General features: G+C 68.1%; 14 protein-coding genes and 2 tRNA genes. 7 read left to right on the forward strand and 9 right to left on the reverse strand.

The window, feature by feature from the left end:
• The first annotated feature begins 72 nt into the window (after window positions 1–72).
• The gene (locus MB1_RS05715; protein WP_066905012.1) at window positions 73–2,382 is read left to right on the forward strand and encodes an FdhF/YdeP family oxidoreductase; all 2,310 of its coding nucleotides are present in this window, start codon (window positions 73–75) and stop codon (window positions 2,380–2,382) included.
• The gene (gene fdhD / locus MB1_RS05720) at window positions 2,379–3,206 is read left to right on the forward strand and encodes a formate dehydrogenase accessory sulfurtransferase FdhD (protein ID WP_066904680.1); all 828 of its coding nucleotides are present in this window, start codon (window positions 2,379–2,381) and stop codon (window positions 3,204–3,206) included. Before MB1_RS05715 ends, fdhD begins: the two co-directional genes overlap by 4 nt.
• A gap of 39 nt (window positions 3,207–3,245) precedes the next feature.
• Here fdhD and MB1_RS05725 read toward each other — a convergent pair whose 3' ends face one another.
• Together MB1_RS05725 and MB1_RS05730 are read right to left on the reverse strand one after the other, a co-directional pair.
• Window positions 3,246–4,571 (reverse strand): AI-2E family transporter, encoded by a 1,326-nt coding sequence (locus MB1_RS05725; RefSeq protein ID WP_084350972.1) that lies wholly within the window; start codon window positions 4,569–4,571, stop codon window positions 3,246–3,248.
• 104 nt (window positions 4,572–4,675) lie between these two features.
• A complete protein-coding gene (locus MB1_RS05730) occupies window positions 4,676–5,704 on the reverse strand; it encodes an EamA family transporter (RefSeq protein WP_245650041.1) in 1,029 nt (342 codons plus the stop codon).
• 142 nt (window positions 5,705–5,846) lie between these two features.
• On the opposite strand from MB1_RS05730, the gene MB1_RS05735 reads away from it, so the two are divergent.
• From MB1_RS05735 to MB1_RS05745, 3 genes are all read left to right on the forward strand, one after another.
• The gene (locus tag MB1_RS05735; RefSeq protein WP_066904684.1) at window positions 5,847–6,392 is read left to right on the forward strand and encodes a CGNR zinc finger domain-containing protein; all 546 of its coding nucleotides are present in this window, start codon (window positions 5,847–5,849) and stop codon (window positions 6,390–6,392) included.
• A 144-nt stretch (window positions 6,393–6,536) separates the two neighbouring features.
• Window positions 6,537–6,719 carry a hypothetical protein gene (locus tag MB1_RS05740; RefSeq protein ID WP_066905013.1) on the forward strand — a complete coding sequence of 61 codons (183 nt, stop codon included), beginning with the start codon at window positions 6,537–6,539 and terminating at the stop codon, window positions 6,717–6,719.
• A 130-nt stretch (window positions 6,720–6,849) separates the two neighbouring features.
• On the forward strand, window positions 6,850–7,605 hold the full coding sequence (locus MB1_RS05745) for a VC0807 family protein (RefSeq protein ID WP_066904686.1): 756 nt from the start codon (window positions 6,850–6,852) through the stop codon (window positions 7,603–7,605).
• Here MB1_RS05745 and MB1_RS26490 read toward each other — a convergent pair.
• The 6 genes from MB1_RS26490 to MB1_RS05775 all read right to left on the reverse strand — a co-directional run bounded on the left by MB1_RS26490 (window position 7,585) and on the right by MB1_RS05775 (window position 12,541).
• Entirely contained in the window at window positions 7,585–7,896 is a 312-nt protein-coding gene (locus MB1_RS26490) for an Rdx family protein (protein ID WP_066904688.1), read from the reverse strand. The genes MB1_RS05745 and MB1_RS26490 overlap by 21 nt on opposite strands.
• A gap of 22 nt (window positions 7,897–7,918) precedes the next feature.
• Window positions 7,919–9,199, reverse strand: a complete 1,281-nt coding sequence (gene clpX / locus MB1_RS05755; protein WP_066904690.1) for an ATP-dependent Clp protease ATP-binding subunit ClpX — start codon at window positions 9,197–9,199, stop codon at window positions 7,919–7,921.
• Between the two features lie 181 nt (window positions 9,200–9,380).
• The gene (locus MB1_RS05760) at window positions 9,381–10,025 is read right to left on the reverse strand and encodes an ATP-dependent Clp protease proteolytic subunit (RefSeq protein ID WP_066904692.1); all 645 of its coding nucleotides are present in this window, start codon (window positions 10,023–10,025) and stop codon (window positions 9,381–9,383) included.
• Between the two features lie 43 nt (window positions 10,026–10,068).
• The gene (locus tag MB1_RS05765; protein ID WP_066905014.1) at window positions 10,069–10,656 is read right to left on the reverse strand and encodes an ATP-dependent Clp protease proteolytic subunit; all 588 of its coding nucleotides are present in this window, start codon (window positions 10,654–10,656) and stop codon (window positions 10,069–10,071) included.
• A 201-nt stretch (window positions 10,657–10,857) separates the two neighbouring features.
• A complete protein-coding gene (gene tig, locus MB1_RS05770) occupies window positions 10,858–12,297 on the reverse strand; it encodes a trigger factor (RefSeq protein ID WP_066904694.1) in 1,440 nt (479 codons plus the stop codon).
• 170 nt (window positions 12,298–12,467) lie between these two features.
• A tRNA-Pro gene (locus tag MB1_RS05775) sits at window positions 12,468–12,541 on the reverse strand.
• Between the two features lie 110 nt (window positions 12,542–12,651).
• On the opposite strand from MB1_RS05775, the gene MB1_RS05780 reads away from it, so the two are divergent.
• Together MB1_RS05780 and MB1_RS05785 are read left to right on the forward strand one after the other, a co-directional pair.
• Window positions 12,652–12,725: transfer RNA gene (locus tag MB1_RS05780), tRNA-Gly, on the forward strand.
• Window positions 12,726–12,942: 217 nt separating this feature from the next.
• Complete coding sequence (locus tag MB1_RS05785; RefSeq protein WP_066904696.1) at window positions 12,943–13,770, forward strand: hypothetical protein; 828 nt, start codon at window positions 12,943–12,945, stop codon at window positions 13,768–13,770.
• Window positions 13,771–13,864: 94 nt separating this feature from the next.
• On the opposite strand, the gene MB1_RS05790 is transcribed toward MB1_RS05785, so the two are convergent.
• Window positions 13,865–14,347, reverse strand: coding sequence for a ribose-5-phosphate isomerase (locus tag MB1_RS05790; protein ID WP_066904698.1), 483 nt, complete (start codon window positions 14,345–14,347; stop codon window positions 13,865–13,867).
• Window positions 14,348–14,473 lie beyond the last annotated feature (126 nt).

Consider the following 14,473-nt stretch of genomic DNA (forward strand, 5'->3'; position numbering starts at 1 on the left):
CGCGACCGCGGCCCGGCCCGCCGATCGACCGTTCCCGGGCGCCGGCTGTCGCGAGGGTGGAAAATGGACACCATGCCCACTCATCCGCCCCGCGAGGACATCGACGAATCCGACCTGCACACCGGTGCGGCGAAGCATTACGCCGCCGGCCCGCGGGCGGTCCTGGTCGCTCTGGAGCGCGGCTTCGAGCAGATGGGGCCGAAGCGCACGGCCGAGACGCTGGTCCGGCTCAACCATCGGCACGGCTTCGACTGCCCGGGCTGCGCCTGGCCGGATCCGGACGGCCGTCGTCGGCCCGCGGAGTTCTGCGAGAACGGCGCGAAGGCGGTCGCCGAGGAGGCGACCACCCGGGTGGTCGACCCGGCCTTCTTCGCCCGGCACAGCGTCGCCGACCTCGCCGGCTATACCGACTACTGGCTCGGCCAGCAGGGCCGGTTGACCCATCCGATGGTTCTCGATCCGGGCGCCACGCACTACCGGCCGATCTCCTGGGAGGACGCCTACACCCGGATCGCCGGGGTGATGCGCGGGCTCGACTCGCCCCATCAGGCGGCGTTCTACACCTCCGGCCGCGCCAGCAACGAGGCCGCCTTCCTCTACCAGCTGTTCGCCCGCAGCTTCGGCACCAACAACCTGCCGGACTGCTCGAATATGTGCCACGAGTCGTCCGGGTCCGCGCTGACCGAGTCGATCGGCATCGGGAAAGGATCGGTCACCCTCGAGGACGTCGAGCATGCCGACCTGATCCTGGTGATCGGGCAGAATCCCGGGACCAACCATCCCCGGATGCTCACCGCGCTCGAGCATGCGAAGAAGCGTGGCGGCACGGTGATCGCGATCAATCCGCTGATCGAGGCGGGGCTGCTGCGGTTCAAGGATCCGCAGTCGGTCTCCGGGGTGGTCGGCCACGGCACCGCCATCTCCGACGAATACCTGCAGATCCGGATCGGCGGTGACCAGGCGCTCTTCCAGGGCCTCGGCAAGCTGCTGCTCGAGCGGGAGGCCGCCGCGCCGGGGACGGTCGTCGACCACGACTTCATCGAGCGGCATTGCGCCTACTTCGACAAGTACACCGACCTGATGGCGCAGGTGTCGCTGGACGACGTCGTCGAGGCGTCCGGGTTGACGATCGAACAGATCGAGCAGACCGCGGATGCGCTGGCGAACTCGCAGCGCACCGTCATCTGCTGGGCGATGGGCCTGACCCAGCATCGGCACGGGGTCGCCACCATCCGCGATGCGACCAACCTGCTGCTGATGCGCGGCATGATCGGCAAGCCGGGCGCCGGGGTCTGCCCGGTCCGTGGACATTCGAACGTCCAGGGCGACCGCACGATGGGCATCTGGGAGAAGATGCCGGACCGCTTCCTCGACGCGCTCGACGCGCACTTCTCGATCACCTCGCCGCGCGAGCACGGCCACGACACCGTCGACACGATCCGCGCGATGCGCGACGGGCAGGTGCGTTTCTTCCTGGGGCTGGGCGGCAACTTCGCCCGCGCGACCCCGGATACCGAGGTGACCGAGGCGGCGCTGCGCTCCTGCGAGATGACGGTGCACGTGTCGACCAAGCTCAACCGCAGCCACGTCACCCACGGCCGCACCGCGCTGATTCTACCGACCCTGGGCCGCACCGATCGGGATATCCAGAACGGGACCAAGCAGATGGTGTCGGTCGAGGATTCGATGTCGATGGTGCACCTGTCGCGCGGCCGGCTCGACCCGGTCAGCGAGCATCTGCGCAGCGAGGTCGCCATCGTCTGCGAGGTCGCCGAGGCGGTCCTCGGGTCGGGACACCCGGTCCGTTGGGACTGGTTGCGCGGCGACTACGACCGGGTGCGCGATGCGATCGCCGCCGTCGTGCCCGGCTGCACCGACTACAACACCCGGGTGCGGGAGAAGAACGGTTTCGAACTGCCGCATCCGCCGCGCGACAATCGCGAGTTCCCCACCTCGACGGGTCGGGCGAACTTCTCGGCGCAGCCCTTCGACTACGAGCCGGTGCCGCCGGGTCGGGTCATCCTGCAGACGCTGCGCAGCCACGATCAGTTCAATACGACGATCTACGGTCTGGACGACCGGTACCGCGGGATCAAGAACGCCCGGCGGGTGGTGATGATGAACCCGAAGGACATCGAGATGTTCGGACTGCTCGACGGCGATCGGGTCGACGTCGTCTCCGAGTGGACCTCCCCCGACGGGGTTGTCGAGGAGCGGCGGGTGACCGACTTCGCGGTCGTCGCCTACGACACCCCGGTCGGCAACGCCGCGGCGTACTACCCGGAGACCAATCCGTTGATCCCGCTGGACAACGTCGCGTTGGTGTCGAATACACCCGTGTCCAAAGCGGTGACGATCCGGGTGGAGCGAGCAGCAACATGAGTCGTGTGGTCGCGCGACGGCCGGTGCTGCGGGTGCGTGACGCCCACCGGATCGACCGCCCGGACGCTCTGGTCGTCGAGGAACCGTTGGAGATCCGGATCTCCGGAGCGCCGTTGACGGTCACCATGCGCACGCCCGGCCACGACGTGGAACTCGCTCACGGTTTCCTGCACGGCGAGGGGATGATCCACGCGCGCACCGATCTGGTGACCGCGCGCTATTGCGACAGCTTCGACGACAGCGGGCAGAACACCTACAACGTGCTCGATCTGGAGATGGCCGCCGGCGTTCCGATCCCGGAGCCGAATCGGAACTTCTTCGCGACCTCGTCCTGCGGGGTATGCGGCAAATCGTCGCTCGATGCGATCGAGGCGATCGGCCGCTACGACCTGCGCGACGACGAGGTCGGCATCGACGCGGCGGTGCTGCGGACGTTGCCGGACAAGTTGCGCGGCGCCCAGAAGGTCTTCGATTCGACCGGCGGGGTCCATGCGGCCGGGCTGTTCACCGTCGACGGCGAGCCGATCGTCGTGCGGGAGGACGTCGGCCGGCACAACGCGGTCGACAAGGTGATCGGCCGCGCCCTGATGGACGATCGGCTGCCCGCGCGTCGCACCGTCCTGATGGTCAGCGGGCGGGCGTCGTTCGAGCTGGTGCAGAAGGCGGTGCTGGCCGGGATTCCGATCCTCGCCGCGGTGTCGGCGCCCTCGTCGCTGGCGGTCGACCTCGCCGAACACAGCGGACTGACGATCGTCGGCTTCCTGCGCGGCACCTCGATGAACATCTACACCGGCCGCGAACGCGTGCTGCTCTCGGACGACTGAGCCGCCGGCGCGCGGGCCTACCGATCGTCGGCGCGGGGCCTACCGCTGGTCGGGCGCGGCGGGGGTCGGGCCGGGATCATCCGCGTCCGCCGGGTCGGGGTCGGGCCGGTCGTCGGGGTTGGGCCGGTCGTCATCCGCGGGTCCGCCGGACTTTCGTCGGCGCGCCCGGGTCGCGGTGGAGCGGGCGGAGGCGTCTATCTCCGGCGAGATCTCGTAGCGGGTCTTGTAGATCTCGAAGACGGTGGTGAGCGTGGCGGCGACCGGTACCGCCAGCAGGCCGCCGACCAGGCCGAACAACTCGGCACCCAGCAGCACCGACGCGAAGACGACGCCGGGGTGCACGTCGACCGCGCGGGAACTGATCCGCGGATCGAGGATCAGGTTCTCGAACTGCTGGTAGGCCACGGAGAAGGCGATGATCAGGATGCCGAGGATCGGGCGGTCGCTGGTGAAGCCGACCACCGCCGGCAGCGCCACCGCGATGTAGGTGCCGATCGTGGGCACGAACTGGGAAACCAACCCGAACCACAGGCCGAGCGCGATCCAGTAGGGCATCCCGACGGCGAGCATGAAGATGCCGTGGGCGGTCGCCGAGAAGATCGCCAGGATCACCCGGGCGGTGACGTACCCGCCGACCTTGGTGACGAAGACCTCCCAGACCGTCAGCACCACCTCCTGCCGGGCGGGTGGGAAGAGCCCGGCGAACCAGCCGCGCAGGGCGGGCATCGAGGCGGAGATGTAGAGGGTGAACAGCAGGATCGCGAAGGCGTGGAAGACGCCGCCGACGATGTCGCCGAGCACCTGGAACGCTCCCCCGGACAGCTGCGCGGCGTAGCTCGCGACGCGGTCCGGGGTGACGTTGAGGTTGGTGAACAGGTTGTTGACGTCGTAGCTGGTGTGGAAGACGTTGTTGACCCACGCCACGGCGGAATTGACGGCGGACGGCACCGATTGGCTGAGGGTCGCCACCTCGCTGACGAGCAGTCCACCGAAGGCGGTCAGGAAGCCGCTGAGCACCGCGAGGATCGTCACGAAGACGATGGCCGTCGCCAATACGCGCCGGCGTACCCAGCGGCTCACCCAGACGACGGCCGGTTCCATCGCCACCGCCAGGAAGGCGGAGACGATCAGGACGAAGATCGTGCCCCCGCCCTGCATGAGCAGAAACCACAGCCCCAGAACGCAGGCCACCACGGCGGCGAGGACCCAGCCGGCCCGCCAGATCGTGCGAGCGCCGAGGTCGATGCGTTCGACGGGGTGCGCGGGCCCGAAATGATGCGGGGCGAGCGGATCCACGCCGGGTCCGGCGCCGGTTCGATCGGGCATCGGCTCGGCGTCGGATGGTTCCGGCTGCGGATCGGCCACGGGATCCTCCCGGCTCGGGCCCGCCGGGTGCGGGCGCGTGAACGGTAGGTAGCGAGCCTATGCCGCTGCGCTACCCACCGTTCGTGCGATCCGTGGGCGCGTCGTCAGACGATCAGCGCCGGTTGGGGTTTGGTGTCCGGTTTGTCGTCTACGGTCCGCTCCGGGCGCGCGCTCGGCAGCGCGGCTTCCGGGCGCGCAGCGACGGCGGCGGTGCGCTCCGCGACCCGCGACTCGCCGACTCGAGCCAATGCGACACCGGCCAACAGCACCAGACCGCCGATCATGCGCACCGGGGTCAGCGCCTCGCCGAGCAGCAACCAGGCGGCCAGCACCGCGAAGATCACTTCGGTCAGTGCGATCAGCGACGCGAGCGTCGGCTGCAGCTTGCGGACGGCGGCGATGCCGGTGCCGTAGGAGATGGCGGCGGTGATGATCGCCAGGACGCCGACGGCCACCACGACCGAGACCTGCGTGCCGGCGATCGTGACGTCGGCGGTCGCGAAGCGCAGCTGCAGGACACCGACCGCGCCGAGCGCGAAGATCGCGGCGCCGCCGACCACCAGACCACCGGCGGTCAGTGCCCACGGGCCGAGGCCCTCGCGCTCCTGCCCGGCGGCGATGAAGTAGAAGGCCAGGCAGACCGCGGCGCCGAGCGCCCACAGCACGCCGACCGGATGGATCGAGGAGATGTCACCGAAGACGTCGAGCACGATCAGCGCGCCGAGCACGGCCAGCACCCCACCGAGCAGCGTGGCGGCGGCGGGGCGGTTGCGCGTGGTCAACCAGACCCAGCCGATCACCAGGATCGGGCCGAGGTATTCGAGCAGCAGCGCGACGCCGACCGGCAGATAGGACACGGCGTTGAAGTAGCAGAGCTGGGCGCCGGCGACGGCGATCAGGCCGTAGGCGAGGACCACCCCGCGATGCCGCCAGGCGCTGCGCACCCAGGTGCGGTCGATGATCGTCACCAGGACCACCGCGATCAGGGCGCCGATGCCGAGCCGGATGCCGACGGCCGCGGCCGGGGTCCACCCGGTGGCGATCAGCGACTTGGCGAACGGGCCGGACAGGCCGAAGCAGAGCGCGGAGAAGACGGCGAGGCTCAGCCCCACACGCATACGATTGTCACCCACGACTGAACCCCCTCGGTTCATGAGCCCGGCGGTGCCGGGCGGCGAACTCATGACCGGCGGGATCGGGAAATCGCGACGACGATGTCATGAGTAAAATCAATTACACTCGTGACGGTATCCGAAGGGGGCGTCAGTAGTCAAAGTGATTTTTGCACATGACACACGATGGGCACTGCTGTCCGCGGTGGCGTTGATCAATACCCACCGCGACGGCGAGGAGTACCTGACCACCACGGCCGATCTGACCGACTATCTCGACGAGTGGAAGACCACCGGCCGCCGGGACGGCACCGGGGCCGAACTCGCGGCGGTGCGGGCGGTCCGGCCGCTGTTGCGGGCGGTCTGGGAGGCCGACGACGGGTCGCCGCGCGCCGCGCGGATCAATGCCCTGCTCGACGGGGCGGCCTGGCGTCCCTATCTGACCAGCCACGCCGAGATGGCGGAGTGGCATCTGCATCCCAACTCCCCCGAGGCGCCGGTCGCCGATCGGTTGATGGCCGAATGCGGCCTCGCCTTTGTCGACGTGATGCGGATGGACGAGGAGCAGCGGCTGCGCATCTGCGCGGCGCAGGACTGCACCGCGGTGCTGGTCGACTTCTCCCGCAACCGGTCGAAACGCTTCTGCGATACCGGCAACTGCGGCAACCGGGAACACGTCGCCGCCTATCGCGCCCGCAAACGCGCCTAACCGCGCCGAGACGGGGAGTCGGGTCCGCCGAGGCGGGGTACGGCGCCGCCGCCTCCCCGACGTTGTGCAGAATCGAGGGGCAGGCCGTGCGCCGGATCGATGGCCACCCGATCGATGGCCCGAAGCGACAACGAGGAGCATGTGATGTCCGACTTCACCGACAAGATCAAGGCCGAGGCCAAGGTCGTGTCCGCCGTGATCGACCAGGAACTGACGGTGCTGGAAGGTGTCGACGGGGTGGATCCGCTGGCCCCGGCCGACGAGTCGACCGACGAGGACTCCGCCGATTCCGCGGACACCGCCGGGGACGACGCCCCGTCCTCCTAACGACATCCGTCCGGAAGCCGGACGGCACCGCGGCCCGGATACGCACCTCGGTTCGGGCGTGACGGATAGCCCCGGGCATCCATGACAAATGGCCCACGGGCCCGCCGCTTCACGGGGCGACGCTGGTGTCATGACCACCTCGACGCCCCGGACCTCCCCGACGGCCGGGCGGACCCCGGCTTACCGTCCGGCGGGACCGACCCCGGCCGGCCCGTCGGCCGCCGATCCGACCAACCCGCCTCGGACCGCTTCGGCGGGCGGTTCACGTGCCGCCGCGCTTCGCCCGATCGTCCTGATGATCGCCGAGGTCGGCGGTTCGCTGGCGGCCTTCTACATCGCCCGCGCCCTCGGCGCCGATGACCTCGCCGCCTACCTGTGGGCCTGCCTGCCGCCGCTGATCGCCGCGCTCCTCGGCGTCGTGCGCGCCCGCCGCCTCGACGCCGCGTCGATGACGATCGTGGCGTTCAACCTGCTGTCGGCGGCCTTCGTCGGCATCGGCAGCCACAGCCCGGACGCGCTGCTCTACAAGGACTGCGTGGTAACCGCGGTCGTCGGCCTGACCTTCCTGGCGACAACCCGCATCGGCAAGCCGCTCACGCACCTGTTCGCCCTGCGGTTTCGCGAGAACGAGAGCGAGCGTTTCGAACAGCTCTGGGCCCGGGAGCCGCGCTACCGGACGCTGCAACGCCGCATCTGCGTGGTCTGGGGCGTGGCGTTCCTGGTGGAGGCGGCCGCCAAAACCGTTGTGGTGGCGAATATGTCCTTCGACGCCGCCTACGGGGTGACGCAGGTGCTGCCGTTCCTCGCGATCGCCGTCGCCGCCGCGTACACGGTCCGCACCGCCCGATCGGCGCGGCGGGCCGGATCAGCCGCGCGGATCTCGTAGCCGGTCGATATGGCCGAGGGAGCGTTCGGGGTTGACCACGTCACGCACCCGACGCTTCAGTTCGGTGATCTCCGGGAAGCCGCCGTCCGTGCGCCGATCCCAGATCGGCCGGCCGTCGGCCTCGATGACGAAAACTCCCCCGGTGCCGGGCACCAGCGCGACCTCGCCGACCTCGGCGCCGAACGTCGAGAGCAACTCCTGCGCCATCCAGGCCGCGCGCAGCAGCCAGTTGCATTGCGTGCAATACGTGATCGCCACCCGATGCGCGGAGGCTTCGGGTGGCGATGTCACGTCTGCGGTCGACTCGGTGATGTCAGGCCGACTTCTCGCGGCGGTCCGGCCGCTCGCGCTTGCGCGGAACGATCGTCGGCAGCACATTGTCGTTGACGGTCTCGCCGGTGACGACCACCTTGGCGACATCGTCGCGGCTGGGGATGTCATACATGACCGGCAGGAGGACCTCCTCCATGATCGCCCGCAGACCGCGAGCGCCGGTGCCGCGCAGGATGGCCTGATCGGCGATCGCCTCGAGCGCGTCGTCGGTGAATTCCAGTGCGACGCCGTCCATCTCGAACAGGCGCACGTACTGCTTGACCAACGCGTTCTTCGGCTTCGACAGGATCTCGACCAGCGATTCCTTGTCCAGGTTGGTCACCGACGCGACGATCGGCAGGCGGCCGATGAACTCGGGGATCAGACCGAACTTGATCAGATCCTCGGGCATCACCTCGGAGAAGTGATCGCGGGTGTCGATCTCCGCCTTGGACCGCACCTCGGCACCGAAGCCCAGGCCGCGCTTGCCGATGCGGTCGGAGACGATCTTCTCCAGACCGGCGAAGGCGCCCGCGACGATGAACAGCACGTTGGTGGTGTCGATCTGGATGAACTCCTGGTGCGGGTGCTTGCGACCGCCCTGCGGGGGCACACTCGCCTGCGTGCCCTCGAGGATCTTCAGCAGCGCCTGCTGGACGCCCTCACCGGAGACATCGCGGGTGATCGACGGGTTCTCGCTCTTGCGGGCGATCTTGTCGACCTCGTCGATGTAGATGATGCCGGTCTCGGCGCGCTTGACGTCGTAATCGGCGGCCTGGATCAGCTTGAGCAGAATGTTCTCGACGTCCTCGCCGACGTAGCCGGCCTCGGTCAACGCGGTGGCATCCGCGATCGCGAACGGGACGTTGAGCATCTTCGCCAGCGTCTGGGCCAGGTACGTCTTGCCGCAGCCGGTCGGGCCGAGCATCAGGATGTTCGACTTGGCGAGCTCGACGGTCTCACCGCGCGAATCACGGGCCTTGTCGCCGGCCTGGATGCGCTTGTAGTGGTTGTAGACCGCGACGGCCAGGGTGCGCTTGGCGGTGTCCTGTCCGATGACGTAGTTCTCGAGGAAGTCGCGGATCTCGGCCGGCTTCGGCAGCTCGTCGAGCTTGACCTCATTCGACTCGGCGAGCTCTTCCTCGATGATCTCGTTGCACAGGTCGATGCACTCGTCGCAGATGTACACGCCGGGGCCGGCGATCAGCTTCTTGACCTGTTTCTGGCTTTTGCCGCAGAACGAGCACTTCAGCAGGTCCCCACCATCGCCGATGCGCGCCATTAGTCCTACTTCCTGGTTGCGTACGGATGGAGAGTCGAGACCGGATGCGATTTCCCTCGACGGCCCGGAGGTGTCGGTGATGGCATCGAACCCATCACTTGACGGTACCCGTCCGGGCCGATCGCGGTCGACTTCTCACGCGCGAATTTCGAGGGATTTCGAGGAACATCCGGCCTCGAACCTACGATTTGGCCGACAGCTTCCGGTACTCAAACACCTGATCGATGATCCCGTACTCCTTGGCCTCGTCGGCCGTGAAGATCTTGTCGCGGTCGGTATCGCGACGGATGGTCGCGGCGTCCTGACCGGTGTGCAGGGCGAGGGTGGTCTCCTGCAGCTTGCGCATGCGCTCGATCTCCGCGGCCTGAACCTCGAGATCGGACACCTGGCCCTGGATGACGCCACCGGCCGAGGGCTGGTGGATCAGGATCCGCGCGTTCGGCAGCGCCGCGCGCTTGCCGGGCGTGCCCGCTGCGAGCAGCACCGCGGCGGCCGAGGCGGCCTGGCCGAGGCAGACGGTCGCGACGTCGGCGCGCACGTACTGCATCGTGTCGTAGATCGCCATCAACGAGGTGAACGATCCACCGGGCGAGTTGATGTACATGGTGATGTCGCGGTCGGGATCGAGACCCTCGAGCACCAGCAGCTGCGCCATGATGTCGTTCGCCGAGGCGTCGTCCACCTGCACGCCGAGGAAGATGATGCGCTCCTCGAACAGCTTGTTGTACGGGTTCGATTCCTTGACGCCGTAGCTCGAATGCTCGATGAACGACGGCAGGATGTAGCGCGAGGACGGAAGCAAACGGGGATCGATCGACGAGCTCATGGAAGTCTCCAAGTCGGGAAAGTCAGTCGGCGGACGGAAATCGTCAGTTGTTGACCGCAGTTGCCTGCGTCGCACGACTGATCACGTGATCGACCAGGCCGTACTCCTTGGCCTGCTCCGCGGTGAACCACCGGTCGCGGTCGGAGTCCTCGGTGATCTGCTCGAAGGTCTGGCCGGTGTGCTCGGCGATCAACCGCGCCATCTGATGCTTGGTGAAGATCATCTGCTCGGCCATGATCGCGATGTCGGCGGCGCTGCCACCGAGACCACCCAGCGGCTGGTGCATCATGATCCGCGCGTGCGGCAGCGCGTAGCGCTTGCCCTTGGCGCCGGCGGTCAACAGGAACTGGCCCATCGAGGCGGCCAGGCCCATCCCGTAGGTGGCGACATCGCATTCGGAGAAGACCATCGTGTCGTAGATGGCCATACCGGCCGACACCGAACCACCGGGCGAGTTGATGTAGAGGGAGATGTCGCGCGTCGGGTCCTCCGCCGAGAGCAGCAGAATCTGCGCGCACAGCTTGTTGGCGATGTCGTCGTCCACCTGGGTACCGAGGAAGATGATGCGTTCCCGCAGCAGCCGCTCGAAAACCGAGTCGCTCAGATTGAGGCCGGCGCTGGCCGACGTCATGACCGGTCCGACGCCGGCGGAATTCGGGTGAGTCACGGTACCTACCTTCTCTTGAATCGAAAAGATTGCCGACGACAACCGGCGGCAGTTCTCTCATCAACCTTCGATGCCGACAGTAACCAACGACGGCGGCCCCGGATCACCGGAACCGCCGTCGTTCGCTGACAGCGTTACAGCCCTCAGGGCCGTTCGCCGACAGCGTTACGCGTTCTGCTTCTCGTCCGTGTCCGAAGCGTCCGAAACCTCGACGGTCTCGTCACCGGCGGTCTCGTCGACGATCTCGACCGAATCGTCGGCCTCGTCGAAGATCGGCTCGTCCTCGGGGTCGCCGAACATCTCCTTGGTGTCGACGACAACACCGTTGGTGTCGGTGACGCTCACCCGATCGACGATCGAGGCCAGCGCCTTGCTGCGGCGCACATCGGCGAACAGCGCGGGCAGCTGGTTGGCCTGCTGGATCTGCTGGATGAACTGCTCCGGAGCCATGCCGTAGCGCTGCGCCTGGAAGATGATGTTCTGCGTCAGCTCGTCCTGGCTGACCGACACCTCCTCGGCCTCGGCGACGGCGTCGAGCAGCAGCTGGGTGCGGATCGCCTTCTCGGCCTCGGCGCGGGTATTCGCGTCGAACTCCTCGCGCGAGCTACCGGCCGCCTCGAGCTGCTCGGCCAGCTTCTCCTCGTCGTGGTCGAGACCGTGGATCGCGTTGTGCACCGCGGCGTCGACCTCGGCCTGAACCAGGCCCTCCGGCACGGCGACCTCGACCCGCTCGAGCAGATCGTCGAGGACCTTGTCGCGGATCTGTCCGGCCTGCTCGATCTTGCGGGTGCTCTCGACCTGCTTGCGCAGCGAGTCCTTGAGCTCCTCGATCGTGTCGAATTCGCTGGCCAGCTGGGCGAATTCGTCGTCCGCCTCCGGCAGCTCGCGATGCTTGACCGACTGCACCGTCACGGTGACAACCGCCTCGTCACCGGCGTGCTCGCCGGCGACCAGCTTGGTCGGGAAGTCCTTCGACTCGCCGGCGGTCAGGCCGACCAGAGTCTCGTCGAGGCCCTCGATCAGCCGGCCGGAACCGACCTCGTGGGAGAGGCCCTCGGTGGACGCCTCGGGCACCGGGGTGCCGTCGACCGCGGCCGACAGGTCGATCGACACGAAGTCGCCGTTCTCGACCGGACGGTCGACACCGACCAGGGTGCCGAAGCGCTGCTGCAGGCTCTCGAGCTCGGCGTCGACCGCCTCGTCCTCGACGACGATCGGATCGACCGTGACCGCGATCTGGCTGTAGTCCGGCAGCGTGATCTCGGGGCGCACGTCGACCTCGGCGGTGAACTCGAGGGTCTCGCCGTCCTCGATCTTGGTCACCTCGATGTCGGGCTGACCGATCGGGTTGAGGTCGGCGGCGCCGACGGCCTCGCTGTAGCGGGCGGGCAGCGCGTCGTTGACGACCTGCTGGAGCACGTTTCCGCGACCGACGCGGGCCTCGATCAGCCGCGACGGCGCCTTGCCCGGCCGGAAGCCCGGCAGACGAACCTGCTGGGCCAGGCTCTTGTAGGCGCGATCGAAATCAGGCTTGAGTTCCTCGAAGGGCACCTCAACATTGATCCGTACTCGCGTCGGGCTCAACTGCTCGACGGTGCTCTTCACGAAGCTGACTCCTTTTCCGACTGGAAGATGTTTCCGGTGGTCGGGCACGGCAAAGCCGCCGACCCGTTAACTGTGACAGCCTACCGACCGCCACCACGGCAAAAACCGCCAGGTGCGGCGAACGTCCGACCGACCGACGACGCCCGCTCCCGCGTGGAGACCAGACAACGTCGGGGTGACAGGATTTGAACCTGCGACCCTCCGCTCCCAAAGCGGATGCGCTACCAAGCTGCGCCACACCCCGCGAGCCCTCCAACCGTGTGGTTCGAGGGCCCGAAAAGCCATCGTACGGGTACCGGTTGGAGTTTTGGGCGGGAGGTTCGGTACAGTCTCACACCGCAGGTAATTCTGCGCGCGGGCGTAGCTCAATGGTAGAGCCTCAGTCTTCCAAACTGATTACGCGGGTTCGATTCCCGTCGCCCGCTCCACAATTCACCGATGTAGGCCCCGGCGAGCGGGCTTCTGTGCGTACATCTTCCTCGGCGCGAGGCCGCGACAACTATCTCCTCGACACCCCGCAGGCGCGGAAGGTTGCACACGCCGGCCGGTCGCACTACCTCATCAATGTCCGATATGACCGCCTTTTGGCGATCCGCGTAGGCTCGGTGGCATCGAGAACGAGGCCCCCGGACTCCTGAGGACATCATGGAAGTACTGCTCCTGTTCGCCATCGTCATCATCGGCGCGGTGTTCGTCGTCAACCGCGCCCAGCGACGCAGCCTCAACGCGTCGTCGACCACGCGACTCGACGACGCCAAGGCCGATGCGCGGCAGGTGATCGAGCGGCTCGGCGGGCAGGTGTTCAATCTGGTCGGCACCGACGAGGCCTCCAAGCAGGCTCTCGCCGACGCCTCCGAGCGGTTCACCGCCGCCGGCGGCGCGATCGAGCAGGCCAAGACCCCGGCCCAGGCGGCGCTGGCCAAGAAGACCGCGATCGAAGGCCTTTACTACGTGCGCGCCGCGCGCACCGCGATGGGCATCGACCCCGGCCCACCGATCCCCGAGCTCGAGGGACAGAAGAGTTCCGGCTCGGTCACCGAGGACCGCACCGTCGACTTCGAGGGCCGGCAGATCGAGGCCTCCCCCAACCCGTCGGCGAATACCCCGAACTACTACCCGGGTGGTCGCGTCGCGGGCCGTCCGGTCCCGGCCGGCTGGTACTCCGAGCCGTGGTGGCGCCCCGCGCTGATCGCAGGCGTCTGGGGCGTCGGCTCGATGCTGCTGTTCTCGTCGCTGTTCGCGGGCATGGCGGGCGTCGGCTACGGAGCCGAGGAGTTCGAGAGCGGCGCCGGCGACGGCACCGAGCCCGCCGACGCGGGTGACGCCGGTGGCGACTACGGCGACACCGGCGATGCGGGCGGCGACTACGGCGACACCGGTGGCGACTACGGCGGCGGTGATTACGGCGGCGGCGACTTCGGTGGTGGCGGTGACTTCGGCGGGGGCGACTTCGGCGGAGGCTTCGACTTCTGACCCGCTCCCCCGAGAGCCGGCATGCCGGCCCCGAACGGACGAATCGCGCCGATCCCCCACCCGGGGATCGGCGCGATTGTTGTGTGTCTGTTGACTATTCGGCCGGGGCGGCAGGCACCGCGGGGGCGATCCCGGTCGTCTCGTACTCCTCGAGGATCGCGATCCGGCGGGCGTGCCGCTCCTCGCCGGAGAACGGCGTCGACAGGAAGGCGTCGACGATCGCGAACGCCTCCTCCAGGGTGTGCATGCGGCCGCCGATGCCGATCAACTGCGCGTTGTTGTGCTCGCGGGCGAGCTTGGCGGTCTCGACGCTCCAGGCCAGCGCACATCGGGCGCCGGGCACCTTGTTCGCGGCGATCTGCTCGCCGTTGCCGGAACCGCCGAGCACCAGGCCAAGCGATTCGGGGTCCGCGACGGTGCGCAGAGCGGCGTCGATGCAGAACGCCGGGTAATCGTCGATCGGGTCGTAGTGGAAGGCACCACAGTCGATCGGCTCGTGCCCGGTCTCGAGCAGGTGGTCGATGATCTGCTGCTTGAACTCGAATCCGGCGTGATCGGCACCGATGTAGACGCGCATGGGCTCAGTCTCGCATGTACGCCTCCGAGCCGATGCCCCACGGCGGGTGGGCGTCCCGGCGAGCGTCGAACGTGATGGGATGGAGGGATCGCGTGCCGACGGCCCCCGGGCGGCGACGCGACCGAC

This window comes from Millisia brevis NBRC 105863 (genome assembly GCF_001552615.1).
In the GTDB taxonomy this organism is placed as follows: domain Bacteria; phylum Actinomycetota; class Actinomycetes; order Mycobacteriales; family Mycobacteriaceae; genus Millisia; species Millisia brevis.